Origin of the sequence: Amycolatopsis sacchari, assembly GCF_900114035.1 — a bacterium.
Taxonomy (GTDB): domain Bacteria; phylum Actinomycetota; class Actinomycetes; order Mycobacteriales; family Pseudonocardiaceae; genus Amycolatopsis_E; species Amycolatopsis_E sacchari.
The window spans coordinates 149775-173714 of sequence record NZ_FORP01000009.1 but is presented as its reverse complement, the minus strand read 5'-3'; the positions used below and the strand labels follow the sequence as shown (position 1 = coordinate 173714).

Annotated in this window: 23 protein-coding genes; 11 read left to right on the top strand and 12 right to left on the bottom strand. The window is 71.7% G+C overall.

The features are described 5' to 3' along the window. Window positions 1-416: 416 nt before the first annotated feature. Together BMZ92_RS17605 and BMZ92_RS17600 are read right to left on the bottom strand one after the other, a co-directional pair. On the bottom strand, window positions 417-1400 hold the full coding sequence (locus BMZ92_RS17605; RefSeq protein WP_091508775.1) for an alpha/beta hydrolase: 984 nt from the start codon (window positions 1398-1400) through the stop codon (window positions 417-419). A 50-nt stretch (window positions 1401-1450) separates the two neighbouring features. Beyond that, on the bottom strand, window positions 1451-2374 hold the full coding sequence (locus tag BMZ92_RS17600; RefSeq protein WP_091508774.1) for an SDR family oxidoreductase: 924 nt from the start codon (window positions 2372-2374) through the stop codon (window positions 1451-1453). A gap of 135 nt (window positions 2375-2509) precedes the next feature. Between BMZ92_RS17600 and BMZ92_RS17595 the strand changes: the two genes are divergently transcribed. Further along, the gene (locus BMZ92_RS17595; protein WP_091508771.1) at window positions 2510-3124 is read left to right on the top strand and encodes a TetR/AcrR family transcriptional regulator; all 615 of its coding nucleotides are present in this window, start codon (window positions 2510-2512) and stop codon (window positions 3122-3124) included. 91 nt (window positions 3125-3215) lie between these two features. Next, entirely contained in the window at window positions 3216-3569 is a 354-nt protein-coding gene (locus BMZ92_RS17590; RefSeq protein WP_091508769.1) for a VOC family protein, read from the top strand. Between the two features lie 35 nt (window positions 3570-3604). Here the strand turns inward: BMZ92_RS17590 and BMZ92_RS37420 are convergent, their stop codons facing one another. The 4 genes from BMZ92_RS37420 to BMZ92_RS17565 form a co-directional block, all read right to left on the bottom strand. Further along, complete coding sequence (locus BMZ92_RS37420) at window positions 3605-4525, bottom strand: alpha/beta hydrolase (RefSeq protein WP_177228745.1); 921 nt, start codon at window positions 4523-4525, stop codon at window positions 3605-3607. Beyond that, a complete protein-coding gene (locus tag BMZ92_RS17575) occupies window positions 4522-5934 on the bottom strand; it encodes a carotenoid oxygenase family protein (protein WP_091508765.1) in 1413 nt (470 codons plus the stop codon). Before BMZ92_RS17575 ends, BMZ92_RS37420 begins: the two co-directional genes overlap by 4 nt. A gap of 110 nt (window positions 5935-6044) precedes the next feature. Next, window positions 6045-7214, bottom strand: a complete 1170-nt coding sequence (locus BMZ92_RS17570) for an RsbRD N-terminal domain-containing protein (protein ID WP_091508762.1) — start codon at window positions 7212-7214, stop codon at window positions 6045-6047. 128 nt (window positions 7215-7342) lie between these two features. Further along, a complete protein-coding gene (locus tag BMZ92_RS17565; protein ID WP_281245180.1) occupies window positions 7343-7738 on the bottom strand; it encodes a Dabb family protein in 396 nt (131 codons plus the stop codon). A 138-nt stretch (window positions 7739-7876) separates the two neighbouring features. Here BMZ92_RS17565 and BMZ92_RS17560 point away from each other — a divergent pair, with 138 nt between their 5' ends. Then, entirely contained in the window at window positions 7877-8503 is a 627-nt protein-coding gene (locus BMZ92_RS17560; RefSeq protein ID WP_245783110.1) for a TetR/AcrR family transcriptional regulator, read from the top strand. A 25-nt stretch (window positions 8504-8528) separates the two neighbouring features. Here BMZ92_RS17560 and BMZ92_RS17555 read toward each other — a convergent pair whose 3' ends face one another. From BMZ92_RS17555 to BMZ92_RS17540, 4 genes are all read right to left on the bottom strand, one after another. Further along, the gene (locus tag BMZ92_RS17555; RefSeq protein WP_091508756.1) at window positions 8529-9290 is read right to left on the bottom strand and encodes an alpha/beta hydrolase; all 762 of its coding nucleotides are present in this window, start codon (window positions 9288-9290) and stop codon (window positions 8529-8531) included. A 73-nt stretch (window positions 9291-9363) separates the two neighbouring features. Continuing rightward, complete coding sequence (locus BMZ92_RS17550; protein WP_091508753.1) at window positions 9364-9972, bottom strand: TetR/AcrR family transcriptional regulator; 609 nt, start codon at window positions 9970-9972, stop codon at window positions 9364-9366. Window positions 9973-10056: 84 nt separating this feature from the next. Next, window positions 10057-11334: an ROK family protein gene (locus BMZ92_RS17545; protein ID WP_177228744.1), complete on the bottom strand. Its 1278-nt coding sequence runs from the start codon at window positions 11332-11334 to the stop codon at window positions 10057-10059. Between the two features lie 40 nt (window positions 11335-11374). Further along, entirely contained in the window at window positions 11375-12820 is a 1446-nt protein-coding gene (locus BMZ92_RS17540; RefSeq protein WP_091508749.1) for an MFS transporter, read from the bottom strand. Window positions 12821-13000: 180 nt separating this feature from the next. Here BMZ92_RS17540 and BMZ92_RS17535 point away from each other — a divergent pair, with 180 nt between their 5' ends. The 4 genes from BMZ92_RS17535 (at window position 13001) to BMZ92_RS17525 (ending at window position 16441) form a co-directional block, all read left to right on the top strand. Beyond that, window positions 13001-14569, top strand: a complete 1569-nt coding sequence (locus tag BMZ92_RS17535; protein WP_091508746.1) for a GMC oxidoreductase — start codon at window positions 13001-13003, stop codon at window positions 14567-14569. After that, the gene (locus tag BMZ92_RS37830; RefSeq protein WP_218153482.1) at window positions 14551-14952 is read left to right on the top strand and encodes a C-glycoside deglycosidase beta subunit domain-containing protein; all 402 of its coding nucleotides are present in this window, start codon (window positions 14551-14553) and stop codon (window positions 14950-14952) included. Before BMZ92_RS17535 ends, BMZ92_RS37830 begins: the two co-directional genes overlap by 19 nt. Continuing rightward, window positions 14949-15836 carry a sugar phosphate isomerase/epimerase family protein gene (locus BMZ92_RS17530; RefSeq protein WP_218153481.1) on the top strand — a complete coding sequence of 296 codons (888 nt, stop codon included), beginning with the start codon at window positions 14949-14951 and terminating at the stop codon, window positions 15834-15836. The genes BMZ92_RS37830 and BMZ92_RS17530 overlap by 4 nt, the downstream gene beginning before the upstream one ends. A gap of 128 nt (window positions 15837-15964) precedes the next feature. Then, the gene (locus BMZ92_RS17525; RefSeq protein WP_091508745.1) at window positions 15965-16441 is read left to right on the top strand and encodes a hypothetical protein; all 477 of its coding nucleotides are present in this window, start codon (window positions 15965-15967) and stop codon (window positions 16439-16441) included. A gap of 14 nt (window positions 16442-16455) precedes the next feature. Here the strand turns inward: BMZ92_RS17525 and BMZ92_RS17520 are convergent, their stop codons facing one another. Beyond that, window positions 16456-17361, bottom strand: a complete 906-nt coding sequence (locus BMZ92_RS17520; protein WP_091508742.1) for a helix-turn-helix domain-containing protein — start codon at window positions 17359-17361, stop codon at window positions 16456-16458. 158 nt (window positions 17362-17519) lie between these two features. Here BMZ92_RS17520 and BMZ92_RS17515 point away from each other — a divergent pair, with 158 nt between their 5' ends. From BMZ92_RS17515 to BMZ92_RS17500, 4 genes are read left to right on the top strand one after another with little or no spacing between them, the layout of a single operon-like run. Then, a complete protein-coding gene (locus tag BMZ92_RS17515; protein WP_091508739.1) occupies window positions 17520-19358 on the top strand; it encodes a hypothetical protein in 1839 nt (612 codons plus the stop codon). Then, a complete protein-coding gene (locus tag BMZ92_RS17510) occupies window positions 19358-22135 on the top strand; it encodes an ATP-binding protein (protein ID WP_091508737.1) in 2778 nt (925 codons plus the stop codon). The genes BMZ92_RS17515 and BMZ92_RS17510 overlap by 1 nt, the downstream gene beginning before the upstream one ends. Beyond that, on the top strand, window positions 22128-22391 hold the full coding sequence (locus BMZ92_RS17505; protein WP_091508734.1) for a hypothetical protein: 264 nt from the start codon (window positions 22128-22130) through the stop codon (window positions 22389-22391). The genes BMZ92_RS17510 and BMZ92_RS17505 overlap by 8 nt, the downstream gene beginning before the upstream one ends. Further along, window positions 22388-23698, top strand: coding sequence for a hypothetical protein (locus BMZ92_RS17500; RefSeq protein ID WP_091508732.1), 1311 nt, complete (start codon window positions 22388-22390; stop codon window positions 23696-23698). The genes BMZ92_RS17505 and BMZ92_RS17500 overlap by 4 nt, the downstream gene beginning before the upstream one ends. On the opposite strand, the gene BMZ92_RS17495 is transcribed toward BMZ92_RS17500, so the two are convergent. Further along, entirely contained in the window at window positions 23676-23882 is a 207-nt protein-coding gene (locus tag BMZ92_RS17495) for a hypothetical protein (protein WP_143249874.1), read from the bottom strand. The two genes, BMZ92_RS17500 and BMZ92_RS17495, sit on opposite strands and share 23 nt — an antisense overlap. Between the last annotated feature and the right edge of the window lie 58 nt (window positions 23883-23940).

Below are 23940 nucleotides of genomic sequence, written 5' to 3'. Positions count from 1 at the left end.
TCCGGCTTGAGCCTCGCGGTAGTGCTCACCCGAGTCCGAACGCGGGCGTCTGCATCAACGCTGGGCCTCGCTGGGTGGGATCTTCGATGGGCTGGCGCTTCGCTCAGTGACGGACCGGTCGATAACTACGAGGCGTGCATTGGCTGAGACGCGCCCGCTTGCCCGGCTTTCTGGCTGTTCAGGGCCTTCAGTCCCGCAATGAACGGTGTCTGGACGTCAATCCGTCGTGATCCTCGATCTTCTCGGTTGAGGGAGTCGGCTTACCCGCGGCTGCGGGTAATCGCTTTCCGCTTCCGGGGTCGGGGCTGACGCCGAGGAAGCCGAAGTGGGTGCAGGCTTCCTCGGCGGGTTACCGGCTGTCGGCACGCCCGTGTGGCGGCCTGCTGGGCCGTCACCGCGCGGCCGAACCGGGACGCTCAGCGCTGACGGGCACTGAACTGGCGGCGCAGGTATCCGTACCAGGCGTGGACGTACGCGGCACTGACCGCGGCTTCGGGGGCGAAGAGGTCCCAGGCGTGGTAGGCGCCGGGGTACAGGTGCAGTTCGACGGGCACACCGCTGGCCTGGAGCCGCATCGCGTAGGTCAGGTCCTCGTCGCGGAAGACGTCGAGTTCGGCGGCCGCTATGAAGGTGGGCGGCAGGCCGGTGAGGTCCGCCGCACGCGCGGGTGCGCTGTACGGGGGCACCTCGTCGGAGCCGGCGCGGTCTCCGAGGATCAGGTTCCAGGCCAGGATGTTGGTCGCGCGGTCCCAGATGCCGAGGTCGGTGACCTCGTGACTCGACGCGGTGGTGTTGCGGTCGTCGAGCATCGGGTAGCTCAGCGCCTGGAACAGCGGCGCCGGCTCGCCCTGGTCGCGGATCATGAGCGCGGTGGCCGCGGCGATACCACCGCCGCCGCTTTGCCCGGCCAGTGCGACGCGATCCTCGTCGATGCCGAGCTCGGCCGCCTGACCGCGAAGCCAGCGATAGGCGAGCAGGCCGTCCTCGGCGGCGGCCGGGGCGGGAGCCTCCGGCGCGAGCCGGTAGTCCACGGAGGCGACGATGCAGCCGACCTCCCGGACCAGGCGCTTGAGGGTGGGATCGTCCTGGGCGGCATACCCGATGACCTGCCCGCCGCCGTGGAACCAGAGCAGCACCGGAAGCGGCCCGGCTGCCTCGGTCGGCCGCAGCAGCCGGATGGGGAGGGTGGATCCGTCAGGGCGGACCACGGTGACCTCTTCGGCCGAAACGGATGACTCATCCGGTATCTGGGCCGCGATCGCCTCGGCGAAGGCGCGGACGCCGGCGCGCGTGCCCTCCAGGTCGCCGAGGTCGAACACCCCGGCCTCCGTCATCGGCACCGCCTTCAGTGCCTCGGCGAGTTCGGGATCGAGCCGCTCGTGGGCGTTCTTGGTGTTCATGTCGTTTCCTCTCGGCTTTGCAGCAGCCGGTCGTTCGGAGAAGAGGGGACTCAGCGCGCGGTCGTCGCGGGGGCGTCGAAGTAGTGGCGCCGGCCGAGGTCGTCGATGAGGCCGGGCTGGACGGGCTTCCAGCCCAGGAGGTCGCGGGTCAGCGTGCTCGAGGACGGGTTGTCGGCCTGGGCGTGGCCACTCAGGAAGCCGAAGTGGGCCTCGGCCTGGGTCGGCGGGATGCTGACCACGGGCAGGTTCAGCCCGCGGCCGATGCCCTCGGCGATCTGCCGGAAGGTGATCCCCTCGTCATCGACGGCGTGCAGCCGCGACCCCGCCGGCGCGGATTCCAGCGCCAGCCGGTACAGGCGTGCCGCATCCAGCGTGTGCACGGCGGGCCACCGGTTGGCCCCGTCGCCGACGTAGGCGGAGACGCCCTTGGACCGGGCGATGGAGATGAAGGTCGGGATGAAGCCGTGGTGGTCGAGCGTGCTGTGCACGGTCGGAGGGAGCCGGACAACGGACGAGCGGATGCCGCGCCCGGCGAGTGTGACCACCGCGTTCTCGGCGTCGATCCGCGGTCCTGCGTCGAGCGCGTGGTCCTCGGTGAGGACGTCGTGCAGTCCCGCGAAGGCGAACAGCGCGGTTCCCGACGTGGTCACCAAAGGCTTTCCGGTGCCGGCGAGCGCGTCCCCGAGCGCCTCGATGGCGCGCAGATCCGCCGCGACCGCGCCGTCGAAGTCGCCGGCGAACATGGCGTCGTGCTTGAAGGCCAGGTGAATGACACCGTCGGCCGCGGCGGCGGCCGAGGCCAGACCGTCGAGATCGTCGAGGTCGCCTCGGTGCACTTCGGCGCCGGCAGCCGCCAACGCGGCGGAGGACTTGTCCGAGCGAGCCAGCCCGACGACCTGGTGTCCCGCTTCGAGGAGTTCGGGGACGACGGCGGAGCCGAGATGTCCGGAGGCTCCGGTGACGAATACGCGCATGGCGTACGCCTTCCTGCTGCGGGGCTCCCGACCAGGGAGCCGTGATGTCAGTTCGCGACATCACGCTAACACCTCATGTCAGCCTCTGTCATCACTCTGATGTCAGATTCTGTCATCGCTGTGTAGGATCGGAGCATGGGCCGGTGGAAACCCGACGCACGGGGCCGTCTGGAGAAGGCGGCGATGGAGCTCTACAACGACAAGGGCTTCGAGGCCACCACTGTGGCGGAGATCGCCGCCCGGGCCGAGGTCACCGAACGCACCTTCTACCGGCACTTCGCCGACAAACGGGAAGTCCTCTTCCAGTCCAACCCCCTCGCCGACGTCCTCGCGCGCGCCACGGCCACCGCCGCCGCCCCTCTGGCGCCACTGGAGGTGATCACCCACGCCCTGACCGAAGCCGCTCCGGTCTTCGAAGAACGGGCCGAACTGGTGCGGCAGCGCCAAGCCGTCATCGCCGCGAATCCCGAACTGCAGGAACGTGAACTGGTCAAACTGGCCTCACTCGTCTCCACGCTCGCCCACGCGCTTCGGGAACGCGGTCTGGATCCCACCACCGCGGCACTCGCGGCCGAAATCGGGATCGCCGCGTTCAAGGTCGCGTTCGACCGCTGGATCAACGACCCCCACCAGCACGCCCTCGCCCGGCACATCCGGGAAACCCTGGGCGCCACAAGGCATCTCACCGCGCCCGCCGAACATGCCGCCGCGACCGGCGACGGGAGCCTCCCGGGTCAGGACGGGGCATGAATGCGGTGGGCACCTCACTCGGGGGCCGAGCCATCTCCTCACCGACGACGGCGTGTGACGCGAGCGAGTGAGGTCCTGGCAAGCTAGCGCGATGGAACGTGTGCTGGGAGTGGGCGGATACTTCATGCGGGCCGCGGACCCGGCGGCCCTGGGTGCGTGGTACCGCGAATGCCTGGGCCTGGACGCCGACGAGAACGGCTTGTGGCGCACCGAAGCCGGGGTGACGGTGTTCGCGACTTTCGAGTCCGGAACCGAGTACTTCGGCTCCCGCGCCCAGCAGACGATGCTCGACTTCCGTGTCCGCGACCTCGACGCGATGCTCGCGCAACTGCGCGCCAAGGGAGCGGACGTGGCCGACGAGACTCAGGACATCGAGGGCGTCGGGCGCTTCGGCTGGGTCACCGATCCTGAGGGCAACCGGATCGAGTTGTGGCAGCCCAGCTGACAACGGCACCGCGTAGGCCGTGACCGGTAGGGCTGTCAAAACACGCCTGCCCGCGTGGTGTTCCGTTCGACGAACCTGCGCAGTGCCACGCCGAGCGCCGGCTCGTCGATTCCCAGGCTCGCGATCGTCGACAGGTGGTTGTGGCCCTCGACCCGGACCAGGTCCGGGACGGCACCGTGCTTCGCCTGCCAGGCGGCCACGACGCCCGCCGCCTGCGCGTGGAAGTTCACCGGATCCCGTTCGGCCACGCTGAACAGCAGCGGCACCGGAGAGTCGACCAGACCCGGCAACGTGGACGCGGCTTCGGCCGGTGTGTCGCCGTAGTAGACGTGCTCGAGGGCGCCGCGATTGTCCGGGGCCAGGTCGTAGATGCCGGACAGGAGCGCCGCGCCCGCAACGCCTTCCAGGCTGCCGCCGCCCTGGCCGGTGATGAACGAGGCCACGTGGACCGCGCCGGCCGAGTTCCCCGCGACCACGATCTTGCCGGGGTCGCCGCCGTGGCCCGCGATGTTGTCCCGGATCCAGCCGACCGCGGCGGCGACGTCCTGCGCGCCCGCGGGCCACTGGTGCTCCGGGGCCAGGCGGTACGTCATCGTCACCCCCACCCAGCCCTGCCTGGCGGCCCAGGCACCGACGAGGTCGTGCCTGGGGGTTCCGGGAACGTTCTTGTCGCCGCCGACGAACCCGCCGCCGTGCACGAACAGGAAGACCGGGGCCGCCACCGGAGGCTCCTCGCCCGTGTGCACGTCCAGGCGGTGCCGTGGATGGTCGCCGTAGCGCAGGTCGCGGTCGATCCGCGGGGCGGTGTAGCCGATCTTCTCGTGGAACGGCGTCAGCAGCGCCCAGACGGCCTGCCCCAGCTCCGGCGTGATCGCCGGGGGCAGCGCCTTGAGCTGTGCGATCACCGCCGGGGGCAGTTGCTCCCTCTTCGTGCCGTCGGGAACCGGCCTGGTCACAGTCCCAGTCCCTTCCGCTGCTCTTCGAGTTCCGCGTCCGGGATCCAGTTGCCGTGGAAGCCGATCGGCACCCGGTACGGGATGTGGATCGTCGCGACCGGGCCGGCCTGCAGGTCCTGCGCGTGCAGGATGACGACATCGGTGGTCCGCGTCGACATGTCGGTCACGTAGGTCATCAGCCAGCCGTCGTCCTCGGCGGAATCGGGGGTCCGCGGGACGAACACGGCCTCCATGCCGAACCGGCCGGGGCCGTAGGCGTAGCGCTCCTTGGCGGACCTGTCGAGGTCGTGCTTGATCAGCGTGGACACCCCCTGGTCCCGGCCGCTGAAATAGCCGTAGCGGAACTTGCTGCCGACCAGGCGGTCGTCGAGCCGCGGCATCTCCTGCGGCTGGTCGTCGAGGATCTTCACCTCGGTCTTGCGCGTGACGGGATCGATCAGGTACAGGTTCAGGCTGCCCGGAACCTCGCCGGGGCCGGTCCGGTCGGTGACGAACATCCGGGAGTTGCTCGGCCCGATCAGTGCCACCCGGCCGTCCGGCAGGTCGTACGCGCCGAGGATGTGGAAGACCGCCCACCGGTCGACCTCCACCGAAACGACGTCCCCTGGCACGCCGTCCCTGGGGACGAGGACCCAGCGCGTCGGGTACTCGAAGCCCCACATGAACGGGAAGGCGTAGCCCTGCCTGAGCAGTTCGTCGGAGTAGGCGACCGGGCCGTCGAGGAAGATCGCGTAGCGCTCGGTGAGCGCGCAGTCGTGCACGACCGGGCGGCCGTGCACCGGGACGTCGACGGTCCGGCGGACCGTACCGGTCGTGTCGAGCACCTGGTAGCTGACGTGCTCCCAGCCGTGGTAGTAGGTCATCCCGTGCAGTTCCCCGGAGACGGGGTCGCGGTGCGGGTGGCCTGTCCACGAGCCGTTGAGGCTCCCGCCGAAGTCCGACCGGGCCAGGCACTCCAGCTCGTAGGACAGCTCGATCGGCAGCACGCCCGCTTCCGCGAACGCCCAGGTCTTGCCCGCGTGCGGGAAGATGTGCGTGTTCACCACGTTGTCCGCGACGTACCTGGCGCCGCCACCGAGCTGCTCGGGCCCGGGCAGCGGATCCAGCCCCCGGCTGCGGACGACCTGGTCGTCGCGGACGAACCGGTTGCGGTACCACTCCGCCCTGCCGTCGCGGATCCGCACCCCGTGCACCATGCCGTTCCCGGTGAACCAGTTGTAGGTCACCGGGTTCTCCGGGTCCACCGGGTTCGGCCCCATGCGGAGCAGGCGGCCGTCCAGGTCATCCGGGATGGAACCGGTGACCTCCAGGTCGTACACGGTGACTTCCTGGTCGACGGGTGCGAAGGGGCCTTCGAGCCAGTTGTTGCGAACTGGCGGTGTCGTCGCGGATCCAGCGGTCTCGGCCATGCGAATCCTCCTGCGCCATCGGGTTCGTGACTACGAGGATCGCGCGTCGGGGCCGGTGTGTCACTGGATGCGCAAACCAGAGATCCGCACCGCCTTGTACCATCCGTACTTCAGCTCTGGGCCTGGCCGAGAACCTCGGCGAGCCGCAACGCCGCGTGGGTCTCGAGCCGGCGCTCCTCCGTCGACCTCCCGAGGAGCTCGCTCTCGTCGTCGGCGGCCAGGGGGCCCAGCTCCTCGGTGACGAACCAGCGCGCCCGCTCGAGATCGCCGGCGAGCAGCGTCATGAGCGCGACGTCGTGATGCAGCACGACCGGGGTGCCGATCGGGAGTGACCGAGCGAGCCGGTGGACGTCGTCCGCGGTCAGGTGGCTGCGGCGGCAACCGGCGATTCCGGTGCCCGGTCGGCCCACGGCGAGGCGTACGCCGGGTGCCCAAGCCGTCTCCTGAACCGCGGCGAGGTCCCGGTCCCCGAACGGCCGCGCCCGGCTGGCCCAGGCCCGGAGGGTGGTCGGGGCGACGGGGCCGGAGCTGTGCAGCGTCCGGCAGACCTCGTGGGCGATCTCCTCGAGGTAGCTGTGCGCCGCGCTGCCCCGGCCGGCCTCCTCGGCATCGTCGAGCCACACGAGGAAGGCGAGGTGGTGCTGATCGAGGTCGACACCGAGAACTGCTTGCGCCACAGCGGGGTCCACGGTCTGGCCGGCCACGATCGCCGAGACGACCTCGCGCTGGCCGGCGACCCGTTGCGCGATCAGCCGCTGACGTTCGTCCAGGTGCGCGGCGATGACGGCGTCGACCGTCCGGTCGAAGAAGCCGGTCATCGTCTCGGTCGTGGTCCGCATCAGGCGGAGTTGGTCCTGAACGGGCCGGTGGCCCTCGATCCGGTCGAGGACCGCCTGCGTCCACTGCCGGTGGATGATCCGCAGACCGTCGATGATCCGCGAGAACGGCATCCCTTCTCGGGCCAGGACCTCCACGATCGCGACCTGGTCGGAGTTCAGGCCGGATGGGTGGCCGTGCTCGCCGAGCGCGAGCAGCAGCTCGCCCACCGATCGTTCGATCGCGCGGGCGAGGGTCGTGAAGAACACGGGAGGCCGTTCGTCGCCGATGTCGGCCACCACGGCGTCGAAGCAGTGTCGGCTGAATTCCACGGCCCAGCCCGCGGCCCCATGCCCCAGGACCTCCGCGACCCTGGCCAGTTCGCTCCCGTCCGGCACGGGCTGCGTCGGCTCACCGCGAGGGGTCAGTTCGGTGAGCAGGCGGTGCAGGGCCGGATCGGGCATGACGGGAGTGTACGAATCGGTCCTTCCAGGTGTGACCGGTCAGGGCTGGTGGGCCGCTGTCGTCGGGCAGGGTCATGGCCCGCCGGTACCCACTGCTTGGTCCATTGTGGACTCGGAGTTGCTGTTCGTCAGGCGTCCGCTGGGATCCGTCCACCGGACAGCGATTCGATCAGCTTCCCCCACTCCGGGTACTTCGCCACCTTCGCCAGGTGCAGCGCCATGACCTTCTCGCCCAGGGCCGGGTCGGTGTCGTCGGACAACCGGATCGATGCCAGCTTCGCCACGTGCGGCAGGATCTCGAAATCGCCCTCGACGTGCACCGGGTCGTGCAGGTACCGCTCCAGTGCCGCCAGATCGGCGATGCCGACCACGTAGGCGTGCGTGTACCCCTCGCCGGGGTCACCGATGTCGTGGCCGACGGTGCCGAACGACACCGATTCCACGCTCGCGGTCCGCCGCATCCTGGCCAGCACCTCGGCCTTCTGTTCCTCGGTCATCCCGTCCCTGAAGGTGAAGCGCAGCATGGTGACTATCAAGGGTTTTCCTCCGCGAGTTGAACCGGCAAGTTCAATTAGATGTTCCAGTAGGTACGGTAGCACCATGGTCCATCGAAGTGAACCGGTGAGTTCAAACCCGCGCGGCCGGCGGGATACCATGGCGTGGTGACGGCGACATCGGCCCGGGGGCGGATCGACAAGCGGCAGGCCATCCTGGCGGCCGCGTTCACCGTGTTCGCCCGGCACGGCTACGACCAGGCAGGTGTGCAGGAGATCGCGGCGGAGGCCGGGGTCGCCAAGCCGACCGTGTACAACCACCTGGCCGACAAGGCGAACCTGTTCCGGCATGCCGTGCTGGCCGCGGCGGAGGAGGTGATGGCCGAAAACCTCGCCATCGCCGAACGGCTGCGTGAACCAGGGGGCGACCTGCGTGCGACGTTGGAGGACGTGGCGTACCGGATGGCGCGGGTGTGCGCCGGCGAGCGGGCCCGCGCGCTGCGCTCGCTCGCACACGGGCAGGCGAGCCGGTTTCCGGACCTGATCGACCTGGTGCGGGAGCGCACGTCGGACCGGCTGAGCGAGGCGCTGGCGGATCGATTGGCCCGGCTGTCGCTGGCCGGGCGGCTACGCCGGTGCGATCCGGCGCTGGCCGCGGAACAGTTCCTCGCGCTGCTCACCGGCCCACTGGAAGCCCGGTCACGCTCGGGCACCCGCACCCTCTCCACCGCCGACACCCGCACCGTGGCCGACGCCGCTGTGGACACCTTTCTGCGCGCCTATCGGCCGGACTAGCGGAGCGATCCGGCGTATCCGAGCGCTAACCGTCCAAACGGGACCAGAACGCGGTCAGGGCGCGCGCCACCGGGTGCGGGTCCGTGACCGGCCACCAGTGCCCGACATCGGCGAGTTCGGCGATCTCCGCGCCGGCGGCCTCGGCGGCAGTGCGGTGCTGTGCGGGCGTTCCGCTGGCCTGGTCGACGTCCGCGAGGGCGATCACGGCCAGACCGGGCCGTTGCCGCGCCTTCGCGAGACCGCGGCCCAAGTCGGCCATCGCCGGTTGGGCGGCTGACCGCAGCAGCGAGAGCACCGCCCGCCCCATGCCGTCGTCCATGCCGGCGGCCACGCGTTCCGCGCCGGGACCGGTCATCCCCAGCGAGCGGACGACCTCCAGCCGCTGCGCCAGCGTGCCGCCGTAGAGCTCCTTCACCGAGGCTTCGCCAGCCCCTTCCTGTTGCCACACCTGGGCCCGCTTGTGCCACACGTAGTCCGGCGCGAAGAGGCCGAGTGCGTCCGAGGCCCAGCTGCGGATCAGATCCGGTCGGGTCATCGCGATCCGCGCGACGTGCGCGCCGCCCCAGTCGTGGCCGACGAGGTCGACGGGTTCCCGGAACTGCTCCAGCCGCTCGACGAGCCACTGCCGGTAGCCCTCGACGGTGGGGGAGAAGCCGCTCGACGCGGGCACCCCGAAACCGGGCGGGGACAGCGACACCGCGTCGTCCCGGTCCAGCGCCGCGATCAGCGGTCCCCACACGCCGGCGCTTTCCGGGTTGCCGTGCACGAGTACCAGTGGAACGGCCATGGTCACTCCTAACTTGCGTGTATGTCTGCAAGTAACTGTAGCAGCGGCAGGTGCCGCGGACCACTGCCGGAAGTTACGGCGTGACAGCGAATGCCGCGCGCACCGAGCGCGTCGCCTCGCGGATGAGGGCGGGGACGTTGCGGACCGGGGGCTGGGCGATGAGCTGCAGCCCGGTGCCGCGGACCAGGGCGACGATCAGCACGGCGGCCGCGGCCGGGTCCACGTCGGGCCGGACGGACCCGTCGGCGACGCCCTGGCGGACGACGTTCGCCAGGAGCTGCCGGAAGTCGGCGTCCCGGCGGGCGAACAGCGGAGCCAGCACGGGATCGGCCGCGATCGCCTCGCCCCACAGCTGCAGGAACGCGCGTGCCGTCGGGGTCCGCCGCACGACGTTGCGCAGGTACGCCTCGACGATCCGCACCAGGTGGTCGAGGCCGTCCCCGTCGTAGGCGGGGACGTCGAACCGCTGCGCCTCGTCGACCACGGCTTCCAGCAAGCGTTCCCGGCTGCCGAAATGGTGGTAGACGATGCCGCGGCTGTACCCGGCGGCTTCCCCGACCTCGGCGAGCGTGACGGCGCGGGACCCGCTGCGGGCGATGAGCGCCGTCGCCGCGTCCAGCACGCGCCGGATGGTCTCGGCGCGCCGTTGCTCCTGCGTCCGCCTGGCCGGCCGATCGGTCACTGTGTCTCCCTGACGAACCTCGTGGTCAACGCAGTGTGCCACGGGCCTTCTCGCACGTCTGACCGGCGATCACGCGCGAGGGGTTCAGACGATCTCCGCGGAGAACCGCTGCAGCAGGGCGGCCTGGCCGAGCGGGCTGCCCCTGTCGACCCAGCGCGTGAGCGCCGGGAGCGTCAGCAGGTTGCCCGCCGCGAGCAACCCCGCTCCGATGACGCCGCCGTGCTCGGTCAGCGACGCCGCCCGCACGGTGAGGTCGCGGCACACCAGGTCGGTGCAGCGCTCGAACACCGTGTCCCGCAAGCGTTCGAGGAAACGCGGGCCGGTCTTCAGCACGCCCCCGCCGAGGACGAGCGTGCCGGGGTTGCAGAAGTTGAGCAGGTTCGCGGTCACCCCGGCGAGCACGGTCGCGCTCCGGTCGAGGAGTTCCAGCGCGAGCGGGTCGCCCGCCAGCACGGCGTTGCCGAGGTCGGCGCCCTTCAGCTCGCCGTGGTCGCGCAGCGCCGCGGCGAACGCGGGGCCCTCGGCGGCGCGCGCGGTGGCCTCACGCAGCAGCGCCCAGCCGCCCACGACCGCCTCCAGGCAACCCGTGCGGCCGCACCGGCAGACGGTGCCCGGATCGTCGGTGACGCGGATGTGCCCGATGTCGCCCGCCGCCCCGTGCTCCCCGCGCAGCAGCCTGCCGTGCGTGACGAGTCCGGCGCCGATCCCCGTGCCCACCTTGATGTAGAGCATGTCCCTGCCGTCGTGCGGCGTGCCGCGGGACCACTCGCCGAGCGCCATGAGGTTGGTGTCGTTGTCGACCCAGACCGGCGCGTCGTGGTGGTCGCGCAGCCACGACCGGGCGCTGAACCCGTCCCAGCCGGGCATGATCGGCGGCGCGACCAGCTTGCCGGTGGCGAACTCGACCGGCCCGGGGAGGCCGACGCCGATCGCCCAGGGGGTGTCGGCCCCGGTGCGCTCGGCGAGGGTTTCCAGCAGGCCGTCCACCTGCTTCATGGTGGGCTCCGGGCCGGTTTCCACGCTCCAGTCCAGGTGCTCCGAGTCCAGCACCGTGCCGGACAGGTCGAGCACCGCGGCGGTGATCTCGCTGGCGCCCATCAGCACGCCGTAGACGTGCCCGGCGCCGGCGTGGAAGCGCAGCGTGCGGGCCTGCCTGCCGCCTTCGGACGGCGCGAGGTCGCCGTGCTCCAGCAGCCCGAGTTCGAGCGCCTGGTCCACCCGCTGCGCCACGGCCTTGCGCGGCAGTCCGCTCAGCGCCACCAGATCGCGCCGCGTGCGTGCCCGCCCGGACCGCACCAGGTCGACGACGAGCGCGAGCGGCGCCGTGTCGAGCGCGGGCAGTGGGGTGGCAGCGGGGGACATCGAGCTCCTGTGCGTTTCCGGTACCGGGACGGCCATCGTCTCACAGGCTCCCGGCGGGACCACCGGTCTCGGCGCGGGCCGCGAGGTCCGCGCGCAACGACGGCAGGCGCCTTTCCAAGTCGTAGGGCGCGATCGCGGCGATCTGCAGCAAGCCGATCACCGCGGGCAGGCCGATGAACAACCACACGACGTCATCGCTCACCGCGGGCGTGACGGCGGCCGGGTCGTAGGAGATCGCCGCGAGTCCCCACGCGAGCAGCGCCGAGCCGAGCGCGGCACCGATCTTCGTGCTCATGCTGTACCCGGCGAACAACAGTCCCTCGTTGCGGCGGCCGCTGCGCCATTCCTGCCATTCCGCGGTGTCGGCGGTCAGCGCGGGCGCGGCGACGAACCCGAACCCGCCCACGACGTTGAGCACGAAGAACACGAGGCAGAACGCGACGAGGTCGTGGCGCAGGAACAGCAGCGGGACGCTGAGCACGACCGACAGGGCGAGCCCGAGCACGATCCCGCGGCGCTGCCCGAGCAGCCGCAGCACCCGCGCGGTGAGCAGCGAACCGACCACGGCCGACAGCGAGAACGCCAGCAGGATCACCGGGATGGCGCCGGGGTCGCCGAGCGCGTGGATCGCGAAGTAGACCGCGCCACCGGTGACCACGCCGAGGCGGGCGAACGACAGGATCGAAAAGCCGAACACCGAGAGCCAGGGTTTGTTGCGCAGCAACGTCTTCAGCGACGCGGCGGTGCTGCCGCGCTCCCGCGCGCTCGGGGTGAGCGGCACGCGTTCGCGCACCAGTGCGAACACGACCCAGATCAGCAGCGTGCTCACGACCGCGTAACCGCCGATGGTCCAGGCGAACCCCGAACGCGACTGCTCGGTGCCGCCGATCGCGCGCACCAGCGGCTGGGTCAGCGATGACACGACGATGATCCCGAGCCCGACGCCGAAGGTGCGGAACCCGGCGAGGCTCATGCGGGTGCCGGAATCGCGGGTCGTCATGGCCATCGCGGCGCCGTAGGGGACGTTCACCAGCGAGTACGCGAACCCGACGAGCACGAAGGTGACCGCGGCGTAGGCGACGGTGAGCCCACCGCCGCCGCCCGGGGTGAGGAAGGTCAGGAACGTGAGCCCGCCCAGCAGCGGCGCGCCGAACAGCAGGTAGGGGCGCGCCCGGCCCCAGCGGGTCGAGGTGCGGTCGAGGAGCAGCCCGACGACCGGGTCGAACACGGCGTCCAGCAGGCGCGCGACGAGCATCAGCGTGCCCGCCGCGGCGGCACCGATCAGCGCGACGTCGGTGTAGAAGAACAACAGGTAGCTGGAGATCGTGGTCCACACGAGGTTCGACGCGATGTCGCCGAGCGCGAACGCCGCGCGTTCACGGTGGCGGACCGCGCGGGGGTCGTCGGCCGGGTCGAGCGGCCGGCCGGGCGGGCCGCCGTCTGCTGTGGCCGGGTCGTGCACGGGGGAGTTCTGCCGCCCACTCATCGTTGAGTCCTCCGGGGTCGGGGATGCGCCGGATCATCTTGAGAGCAATCGAGCGCAAAAGTCAACAGCCGCCTGTCATCTCATCTTTTGGCGTCGAGGGGTTTCTTTTGGGCAATTTGGGACTTAAGGTGGGCGCGGCACCGCGACCCGAGCGCGGGCCAGTTCTGGAGGTCCGAAACCATGTCCCTCGCAACGCCCGGCGACGACGCCGGCCGTGCGTACCCCCGCCGTGTCGACGTCGCGATCGTGGGCAGCGGTCCGGCCGGTGCGGCCTACGCCCGCATCCTGAGCGAGTCCGCGCCCCAGGCGACGATCGCGGTGTTCGAGGCGGGGCCGCTGGTCAGCGATCCGCCTGGCGCGCACGTGAAGAACATCGAGAACGCCGCCCTGCGCGCGGAGGCGCAGCGCCGTTCGGAGGGGCCGCGCCCGCTGGGTCCCGGCGCGCCGGCCGACACCCTTGACGACTACGCGGCGGACCGCGAGCGCCTCGTGCGCCCCGGCACGTTCCTGCTCGCGCGCGGCTGGCGGCAGGACGGTGAGGACGGGCTGCCCGCGGCGGCGATGTCGGCCAACGTCGGTGGGATGGGGGCGCACTGGACCGCCGCGTGCCCCCGTCCCGGCGAAAGCGAGCGCATCCCCTTCGTCGACGGGCTGGACGAACTGCTCGACGAGGCCGAACGCCTGCTGGAGGTGTCGCCGAAGGTGCTCGCCGACGCGCCGCTCGCGGACGTGGTCCGCGCCCGGCTGGGGGCGGCGCTGGACGAGGGGCGCGCCCCCGGCCGCGAGGTCCAGCCGATGCCCCTCGCGGTGCGCCGTACCGCCGACAGCCGGATCCTCTGGTCGGGCGCCGATGTCGTCTTCGGTGACGTCACGCGCGCCAACCCCCGCTGCGGCCTGTACCCCGATTCACCGGTGACGAAGGTGCTGACGCGCGACGACGCCGTGACCGGCGTGCGCGTGCGCGACCGGCGGACCGGCGAGGAACATGACGTCGAGGCGCGGCACGTCGTCGTCGCCGCGGACAGCCTGCGGACCCCGCAGCTGCTGTACGCGTCCGGCATCCGCCCCCGAGCGCTCGGCCGGTACCTCAACGACCAGCCGCAGGTGGTGCTCGCCGTCCGCCTCCGCGACCCCGGGCCGGCGCCGGCCGACACACCCGGCGGGCCGATCACCGCGCAGAGCGGTGTCAGCTGGGTGCCGTTCACCGACGCCGAACCCTTCCACGGCCAGGTCATGCAGCTGGACGCCTCCCCGGTCCCGGTCGAGGGCGACGACCCGGTCCCCGGGTCGATCGTCGGGCTGGGCTGGTTCTGCGCCAAGGACATCAGCGAGTCCGACCGCCTCGAGTTCGATGAGTCCGAAGTGGACGAAAACGGACTGCCCGCGATCCGGGTCCGGTACCGCCTGACCGAACGCGACCACGAGAACATCGAGCGGGCCCGCGCCGCGATCCGCCGCGCGGCGCAGGCGCTGGGGGACGTGCTCGACCCCGAGCCGCTGGTCTTCCCGCCCGGCGCCTCCCTGCACTACCAGGGCACCGTGCGGATGGGCGAGCGCGACGACGGCCGCTCGGTGTGCGCTCCGGACTCGCAGGTGTGGGGCGTGCGTGGCCTGCGCGTCGCGGGCAACGGCGTCATCCCGACGGCGACCGCGTGCAACCCCACCCTCACCTCGGTCGCGCTCGCCGTCGCCGGCGCCCGCGCGATCGCCCACGACCTGGAGGAGAAGCCTTGCTCGAACGCGAACTGATCCAGAACCGCGGTTTCCGCAACGTCGCCGACGGCGGCGAGATCACCGGTTTCCAGTTCCTCCTGCGGATGCCGAACTACCGCGGGCTGTGGGGCAGCCTCATCGACGGCGTTTCCGTCGACGTGGGCGACCTGCACTGGGACCCTGACGTTCCACTGTGGACACTTCAGGGCCGCAGGTTCACCCTCGCCGAGCTGCGCCGGTCGACGGACGTGCGGTGGCAGCTCGACGAACTCGCCACGATCACCGTGCCGCACCCCGGTGGGCTCGCTCCCGGCGTGCACGAGCTGCGGGTGGCCATCGCCCTGCACGCGCCCTACATCCCCGCCGAGTTCCAGCCGTCGGTGTTCCCCGCCGAGCGAAAGGTCACGATCGTCGCATGAACGCCTTCTCCTACGGTGTCTCCCTCTACAGCTACACCGGTGACATGTACACGGTCCTCACGCTCGAAGACGCGATGGCCGAGATCGCCGACCTCGGCGCCACCGGCATCGAAATCCTCGGCGAGGGCAACATCCCCGGCTACCCGGCGCCGACGACCGAGTGGATCGACACCTGGCACGGGCTCTGCGAACGGTACGGGCTGACACCGACCAACTACGGTTCCTGGATCGACAGCCGGATGTGGCGCCACCGCGACCTGACCGCGGACGAGGGCGCCGAGATGCTCGCCCGCGACCTCGGCCTGGCCGCCACGCTCGGCTTTTCCTTCGTCCGCCCCAAGATCGGCGTGGTTTCGCTCGACCTGCGGCCGCACCCGATCTGGGCCGAGGTGATCGAGCGCAACCTCGCCCGCGCCGAGTCGCTCGGCATCACCATCTGCCCCGAGATCCACGCGCCCACGCCGATCAAGCACCCCGTCGTGGACGACTACCTGGAGTTCGCGGAACGCACCGGCAGCAAGAACTTCGGGCTGCTCATCGACACCGGGATCTTCCAGCGCGCCCCGGTGACCACCGACCACGCCGGGCTCAGCGAGGAGGCGCAGGAGGAGGGCTGGCGGCGCCCGCTCGCCGTGCCGATGGCCGACCTGGTGGACGTGCTGGAGCACGTCGTGTTCATCCAGGCCAAGTTCTTCGACATCGACGCCGACCTCACCGACGCGACCCTGCCGTGGCGCGAGATCGTGGAAACCCTCGTCGAGCACGGCTACACCGGCTGGCTGTCCAGCGAGTACGAGGGCGAGCGCACGCCCTACCGTTCGCTCGAACAGGTCCGCAGGCAGCACGCGCTGCTGCGCGCGCTGGAAGCGGGGGCGCGCGGGTGATCGGGGCGCTGCCCTGCTCTCGATCGCCTCACCAGGAGCGCTCCTGCGCGACTGCCGGTCCTCTGCCGAAGGCCGCTGGGAGTCGCGGACGGAACCGGATTGTCGGTGCCCCGTGACACGATGTCGCCGTGTCGTTGACTGAGACGTTCGCTGGACTGGACCGGATCGACTGGGCGGCGATGACGCACGCTTACGGCTCCGCGAAGGAGGTACCCGATCTCCTGCGGAACCTGGTTTCCGGCGACTCCCGTCAGCGGGAGATCGCGCTCGATGGCATGTACGGCGCGGTGCACCACCAGGGCGACGTCTACGCGTGCACGCTGGCGGCCATCCCGTTCCTGCTGCGCATCGCGGCTGCTCCCGGTCTTCCCGGCCGGGCCGACGTGCTGCGGCTGGTGGCCAGCATCGGGAGCGCCGAACAGCCGGAGCAACCGGTCGACAGGCGGGGCATGCGTCACGCCGAGGCGGCCGAGGCCGTGGCCGAGGCGTGTCCGGCGCTGCTGCGGTTGCTGGCTGATCCCGAGCCGGAGGTCCGGACCGCGGTGAGCGAGGTGTTGCCCGCCCGCCGGTCCGACTGCCGGTCGATCGTGGCGAACGCTTCCTGACGCGGGAAGACGACTCACCAGCTGACGGCGTCGACGTAGATGATCACGGGTTCTTCGGTCCACTGGTAGATCTCGACGCCGATCGCGTGCACCACGTCGACGCCGGGCACCGTCCAGTCGTAGCGCTGCCAGCCGCCGTCCTCCGGCAGCGCCGCCTCGCCGCCGATCGGTGTTTCCGGCGCCCAGTGGACCTGGGACCGCGAGTCGTACGCGAAGAAGCGCACGCTGGCCTTCTGCGGAGCGGGCACGCGCAGGCGGAGGCTCACCCGCATGCCGGGCTTCAGCGTCTCGAGCCCGTGCGTGACGCCGATCGCCTTGTCCTTGTTCTCGTTGCTCAGGCCCGTCGAAACCAGCTGCAGCGACCGCTTCCCCTCGTACGCCACGACCTGCGTGGCCACGGCATCGAGCAGCTTGCCGCCCCACAGCGGGCTCCACCGCTGGGTACCGTCCTCGAAACCGAACTGCACGGGGCGGGGCGGCGTCGTCGACGACTCGGCAGGCGCGCCGTGACCTCCCCCCTGCCACACGCCGATCCCCACCCCGGCCGCGACCAGCGCCGCGACCGCACCGGCCGCCACCACCCGCCGCCGGGTCGTCCAGCGGGGCGCCACCGGCTCCGGCTCCGGCGCGGCTTCCTGCGGCCGCAGCAACCGTTCGACCTCGACGTTCGCCCGCTCTGCAAGCGCTTTCTCACGCAGGTTCCGCAACGCGCCGTCGGTGATCTCGAAGACCCGCTCGCACCCTTCGACGAGGTTCTCGGGCGGGATCCGGCGGCCCAGTTCGTAGTCCACCAGCGAGCCGTGCCCGCTGAGGTGCAGTTGCTTCGCGAGCGCGCGCAGCGACATCCCGCGCGCGAGTCGCCGGCTCCTGATCTCGGCACCGAGGCGCCGGGCGAACTCGGTCTCCGCGTGACGGGGCATGGTCAGAACCTACCGACGACTCCGCGGGCGCCACAGGTCTCTCGGGAGTAAAGCGGCGCTGGTCCGAAAACGGTCCGCGACCGGTCGGCACCCCTGTCGTCCCGCACGTTCCCGCCCGAGGGTGGGCGGACCGGAAACCGGCAGAGGGGACGCGTGGAATGGCCGACAGGGAGTTCGCCGACCGGCTTTTCGTGCCGTGGGAGCGGCTGGGCTGGGAGTACGTGGAGCCGAGGCCACCGGCCCGCAGCCCGGAAGCGGATCGCGAACCCACCTGGGTGGAGCCACCCCAGCCCCTCCCGAGGGCGACGCCGGCGCGAAGATCCACGCGGCTCCTCGGCTGCCTGCCGCTGACCACGCTCCTGTTCCTGGGCGCGGGCCTCGTCTACGGCCAGACGGTCGAGGTGGTCGCGGCGACCGCACTCGCGGTGCTCGTCCTCGCGGTGGTGGTGCTGCGCAAGGCCGTGCCCGCTCTGCGTGAGCGTGCGAAGCTGGGCCGGTTCCGCCAGGCCCGTGACGCCGCTTACGACTCCTACCTGAGGGCGCTGGACCTCTGGCGGAAAAGCATCGACGCGCACGACGAGGCGGAACGACTGCGCTACGAGGCCGCGACCCGGTGGTACCCGCTGACGTCGTGGTCGCACGCCGACCGGATCGACGTGTTCGGCGGCACCGGCGACGGCTGGGCGAGCCTGCTCGTCACCCTCGGCTGCTCCCGGCTCGCGACCGGCGCGGACATCCTCGTGCTCGACTTCACCGAGCAGCAGGTGGCCGGCGCGCTCGCCGAGTTCGCCGCCCGCCGGGGCCACGAGGTCCGGCAGTGGGGGCTGCCCGCGGACTGGCCGCAGTGGCCGCCCCTCGCCGGGCTCCCGCCGGACGAGCTGTCCGAGCTCCTCGCCGACGCGGTGCACACGCTCCGCCGGTCGGCGAGCACGGTCGACGGCAGGGCGTTGAGCGCGGAACTGCTGGGCGCGGTGATCGGACGGCTGGGCGGGCGGCCGACCTGCCGCCGGATCTCCGCGGGGCTGCGCGTGCTGCGCCGCGTGTACGACGCGGACGGGGTGCTGGACGACAGCGAGGTGGCGCGGTTGACCGGCGCGATCGACGCGTTCGGGCACACCGAGCGGGTGCAGCTGGAGCTGCAGTTCCTCACCAGCGTGCTGGACCTGCTGGCCGCGGTGGAACCGGAGGCCGGCGCCCCGGCCGACGAGGCCGGGCTGTGGGGTCCCGGGGTCACGGTGGTGACCACGGGGGGCGGGCACCGGCGCCGCAAGGACGTACTGGACCGGGTGGTCCTGCACCGCGTGGTTCGCGCGTTGCGCGACCACCGCGGCGAGTCGCGGACCCTGGTGGTGGCCGGAGCCGAGGACTTCGGCCGGGAAAGCCTGGACGAACTGGCCCGCGAAGCCGCCCGCGCCGGGGTGCGGCTCGTGCTGCTGGTGGCGCGGCTGCGCGAGGAGCTGCACGACCTGCTGGGCGGCCACGACAGCGCCACCCTGTTGATGCGGCTGGGAAACGCGCGGGAGGCAGCCGCGGCGGCCGAGTTCGTGGGGCGGGGGCACCGGTTCGTCCTCAACCAGCTCACCGAACAGGTGGGTGAGACGTTCACCGAAGGCGTTGGGGGCAGTTTTTCCTTCTCGGAGGGCGATTCCGAAGCCGAGACCCAGAGCGCGAGCACCTCGGCGGCGAGCATCCCCCTCGGGAGGGTGTCGATCACGATCCCGTCGCTGTCGGGCAGCCGGTCCTCCTCGATCACGCGCTCCCGCACCCGCACCTGGCAGGAGACGGTCAACTGGTCGGTCGCCGGTTCCAGCACCCGCGGGCGCACGATGAGCCGCGTCTACGAGTTCACCGTCGAGCCGACCACCTTGCAGTCCCTGCCCGCCACCGCGTTCGTGCTGGCGGAGGCGGGCCCGGCGGGACGCCGGGTGGTGCTGGGGGACTGCAACCCCGGGATCGTGCTGCTGGACAAGGTCGCGGCCCTGCCGCGGAGACCCTGATGGTGCCCGCCGGCCTGCGCTTCCACCGCCTGGTCAGCGTGCCGGGCACCGCGGCCGGGCTGGTCGCCGCACTGACCGCGGCGCACGCCGAACTGTCCGTTGTGGACGGTGCACTGCTCGCCGTCGCCTGGCAGCGGCGGGTGCGCGGCGGACCGGTCGAGCTGCTGGTGGGCGGCGCGCCCCGGTTCCCGCCCGCGGGCGGAGGTGACGGGCCCGTGCTGTACCCGCCCGGCAGCACCGGACGGGAGGTCGAGCCGGAACCGGTGCTCGAAGCCTGGCGCAGCACGCCGTTCTGGCTCGACTGCCACGGCCGGAGCGATCCGCTGTGGCTGGCGCCGTCCGACCGCGAGGACGCCCGGCGCGGCGGGTTCGCCGACTGCGTCGCACACCTCGGCGAACCGTTCACCTGGCTGGTGCTGGCCGAACCCGCGCCGGCGGCACGCGTGGAGGCCGAACTCGCCGAGCTGACCCGCCGCATCCCCGCGCTGCGGCAACGCGAGAACTCCGAACTCGACCGCGTCGCGCTCCAGCGCGCCCAGGACCGCTACCTCGAGCTGAGCCGCACAGTGCCCGTCGGCACCTGGGAGGTGCGGATCGCGGTCGGCGCGCCGGATTCCGCGACGTGCCGCCGCGTCGCCGCGCTGCTGTGCGCCGCGGGCGAACTCGACGGCCTGCCCTACCTGCTGGTGCCCGGGCCCGAGCCGAAACCGTTCGAGAGCCTGGGTGCCGGCGAACCGTTGCACGCCACGGCGGAACTGCTCGCCGCGCTGACCGGGCCGCCGCGCCGGGAGCTGCCCGGCATCCGGGTGGTCGAACCGGTGCGGTTCGACGTGACGCCCGAACGCGACGGCGACCTGGTGCTCGGCGAGGTCCTCGACAACGCGGACCAGCCCGCCGGGGACTTCGCGGTGACGACGGGCACGCTCAACCGGCACGTCTTCGTCGCCGGGGCCACCGGTTCCGGCAAGTCCCAGACCACCCGGCACCTGCTCGAACGCCTGCACGAAGCCGGGATCCCGTGGCTGGTGCTCGAACCGGCCAAGGCGGAGTACGCGCGGATGGCCGGCCGGATCGGCCCGGCCGAGGTGGCGGTGATCCGGCCCGGCGCACCCGGCGCCGTCCCGCTGAGCGTCAACCCGCTGGAGCCCGAACCGGGCTTCCCCCTCGCGACGCACATCGACCTCGTGCGGGCGCTGTTCCTCGCCGCCTTCGAAGCCACCGAACCGTTCCCGCAGGTCCTCGCCGCGGCGCTGAACCGCAGCTACACCGACCTCGGCTGGGACACCGCGCTCGGCGTGTCCCGCTTCCCGCACGCGACCCCGCGGTACCCGGACCTCGGCGACCTCCAGCGCACCGCGCTGGACGTGGTGTCCGGCATCGGCTACGGCCAGGAGGTCACCGACAACGTCCGCGGGTTCATCGACGTCCGGCTGTCCTCGCTGCGGATGGGCACACCGGGGCGGTTCTTCACCGGCGGCCACCCGCTGGACGTGGGGGACCTGGTGCGCCGCAACGTCGTCGTGGAGATAGAGGACGTCGGCAACGACGCCGACGCGGCGTTCCTCACCGGCGCCGTGCTCATCCGGCTGCACGAGCACCTCCGGGTCGGCCGCGGCGGGCACGACGGGCGGCTGCGCCACGTGACCGTCGTCGAGGAGGCGCACCGGCTGCTCAAGCGGACCGCGCCCGGCAGCCCGGCCGCCCAGGCCGTCGAGCTGTTCACCGCGCTGCTCGCGGAGATCCGCGCCTACGGCGAAGGCATAGTCATCGCCGAGCAGATCCCGGCGAAGATCGTGCCCGACGTCCTCAAGAACACGGCGCTGAAGATCGTGCACCGGCTGCCCGCGGCCGACGACCGGGCCGCCGTCGGCGCCACGATGAACCTCGACGACGCCCAGTCCCGCCACGTCGTCTCCCTGCCGCCGGGACGGGCCGCCGTGTTCGCCGACGGGATGGACCGTCCACTTCGGATCCAGGTGCCCCTCGGCGAGCACCGGGAAAGCGGTGCACCGCCGACCGGCCGGGTCGCGCACAGCCGACCCGCCAGCCCCGCCTGCCCGACCGCCTGCGCCGCGGACCCCTGCACCCTCCGCGAGCTGACGGAGAACACACGCGCCGACCGCGACCCGGAACTCGCCCTGTGGCTGGAACTGCTCACCGCGGCCCACGTGCTCGGCTACCCGGAACCGCGACCCCAGCGGTGGTGGCTCGACCGCCTGGTCGCGGGTACCGGCGCTCGCGCGCTCGCCTGCTCGATCGCTCAGCTCGCGCTCGGCGCGGTACGACGCCGTTACCCGGGCCTCGTCGAGCACTACCAGCCCGAGGACCTCGCACGCCACGTCGGTGCGCGCGCCCGCGCCCAGGTCGACGGCGACAGCGTCCGCTGCGACGGATCCGAAGTCCAGTGGCAGGCGGGGCTGTTCCGCTGGCGGGACGTGTTCGTCGCCTTCGCCGCGGCGGACTACGACCCCGGTGAGCCGCACCCGCTGACCGCTCAGTGGCGTGCTCGTGGTCTGGACCTGTCCGACGTGCCCGCCCGTGAGCAACTGCTCGACTTGCAACGGCTGCCCCTGTCCCGCACCACCGACCGCACGGCCATCGACGGCAGCGGCGACCCGCCCGAGCACCGGCGGCTGGCCGCACTGCTGTCCCGGCCCGGCCCGCCGATGCGGCGGTTCATCGAAGCCACCCGGTTCCTGTCCTTCAGCAGTGCGTGGCCGCTGCACCGGCTCTACCCCGCGGAATGGGCCGAACACGAGGAGAAGAGCGATGAGTGAACTCGCCAGAAGCCCCGAAACAGCCGAGGCCGCCGGAGCCGTGGTGCCGGAAACCGGGCCCGGGACACCCCAGCTGGAGGCCGACCAGCCCTGGCCGTCCGCGCTCGCCCACGCCGTGGGCAGCGGGGAAAGCTGGCGCGAGGCGCTGTCGCAGGCGCTGGACTTCACCGATCAGCGACCCCTGGGCGCGCCAGGTCCCGAGGGGTTCATCCTCGCCGAGCAAGCGGACCTCCTGCGGGGAGGTGGGACGTCATGAGCGCCGACCGCCCGGGCGAGCACCACCCCGACGACGCGAAGTCACGCAACGAGCGGGAACAAGAGGCCGCCGACGAGGTCCGGACGGAGACGGGGACCCGCTTTCCCCCACCCGCGGACGACCTCACCGCGGCCCGGCTCGAGCTGCTCGAAACCCTGTTCGGCCGGGTGCGGGCCGAGGCCGCGAGCGACAACCCGTTGTCCGACGAGGCGCGGTTCAAGGCCCTCACGGAGGACCGGCTCGCGGTGATCGGTTCGCTGGAGAGCGTCAAGCAGGTGCGTGAGTGGGTCTCCCAGGACGAACCGGGTTCGCAGAACCTCGAAGTCATCGACGGTCGTGATTGGACGGTCACCAAGAACGACACCTGGGTGCAGGCGCAGATCGACCAGGGCCTGCCGGCCTGGATGATGGACAACCTGACGACGGACGGCCTGTGGAAGCCACACCACGAAGATCCGGGCAAACCACAGGAACGCATCCTGCTGCACGAGTTCCACCAGTTCGTCGGGGCCGGTTACCGGATCGACGGCAACCTCCTCGTGCCGCCGGAGCGGCCGGCGGCCGAGAACCCGGAGGCGGAACGCCACTTCGTCGGCATGAGGTTCACGAGGGAGACCGCGGAACCGGTTTTCGTCCGGCGCGGGCCCGAGGGTGAGGACCCGCCCGCCGGGCCGGCGTGTTACGTCGGGGGCTGGAGCGAACGGACACCCACCGTCCCCGCCGAGTTGTTCGAGCGCTACCAGCGGCTCGACAACGCGCATTGGTCCGTCGGCGAAAGCGTCATGCGGGAACTGTTCGGCGCCACGGCCGCGGGGTGGCAGCCGCACCTGGCCGGTATGTCCGAGGAAGAGGAGGGCCAGCGGTCCGGTCCGGAATGGGGGACCGAGTGGGCGAAGGACTGGGAAAACCCGGCGCAGGCGGGCTTCCTGCCGTACTTCGGCCGCGTCCCCGACGGCGTGTCCTCGCAGGACAGCGGACTGCTGGAAGTGAAGCACTACCGCCTCTTCGACCAGGGCGTAGGGGTCGAGGTGCAGCTCAGCGACCACATCGGGCGCCAGCTGATCCACGACTACCTCGCGCAGAACCCGCCCGAAGGCGAGGGCGAGAGGACGACTTGGGTGTTCTCGGGCGCGCCGCCGAGCGCGGAACTGGCCGGGCAGCTGTACGAGCTGGACCTCGACTACGTGGTGCTGGCCCCACGCCACCGGGACCTGCAGTCCGGCGAAGGCCCCACCGTCGCCTGGCTCAACTACGCGCGGTGGAACGAGCACAACGCCCAGCAGCTCAAGGAGCTCCGCGAGCGATGAAGAAGCCCGCGTCGCGCTTCGCCCAGGCCACACGCTTCTTTTCGTACCGCGCATCGAACTCCGCGTCGCGGCGGGCGAGCCACGGGGACGGGGCGAGGCGGCGGGTGACCAGGAGTGCGTGGGGGCCCTCGCCGGGGTCGGCTCTGGTGACCTCGATGCCCGCGGCCGTGAGGATCGTCCGCATCGCCTCCGCCACACCGGACGCTCGCGCGGCACCACCGGCAACCCGGCGGCCAAGAGTT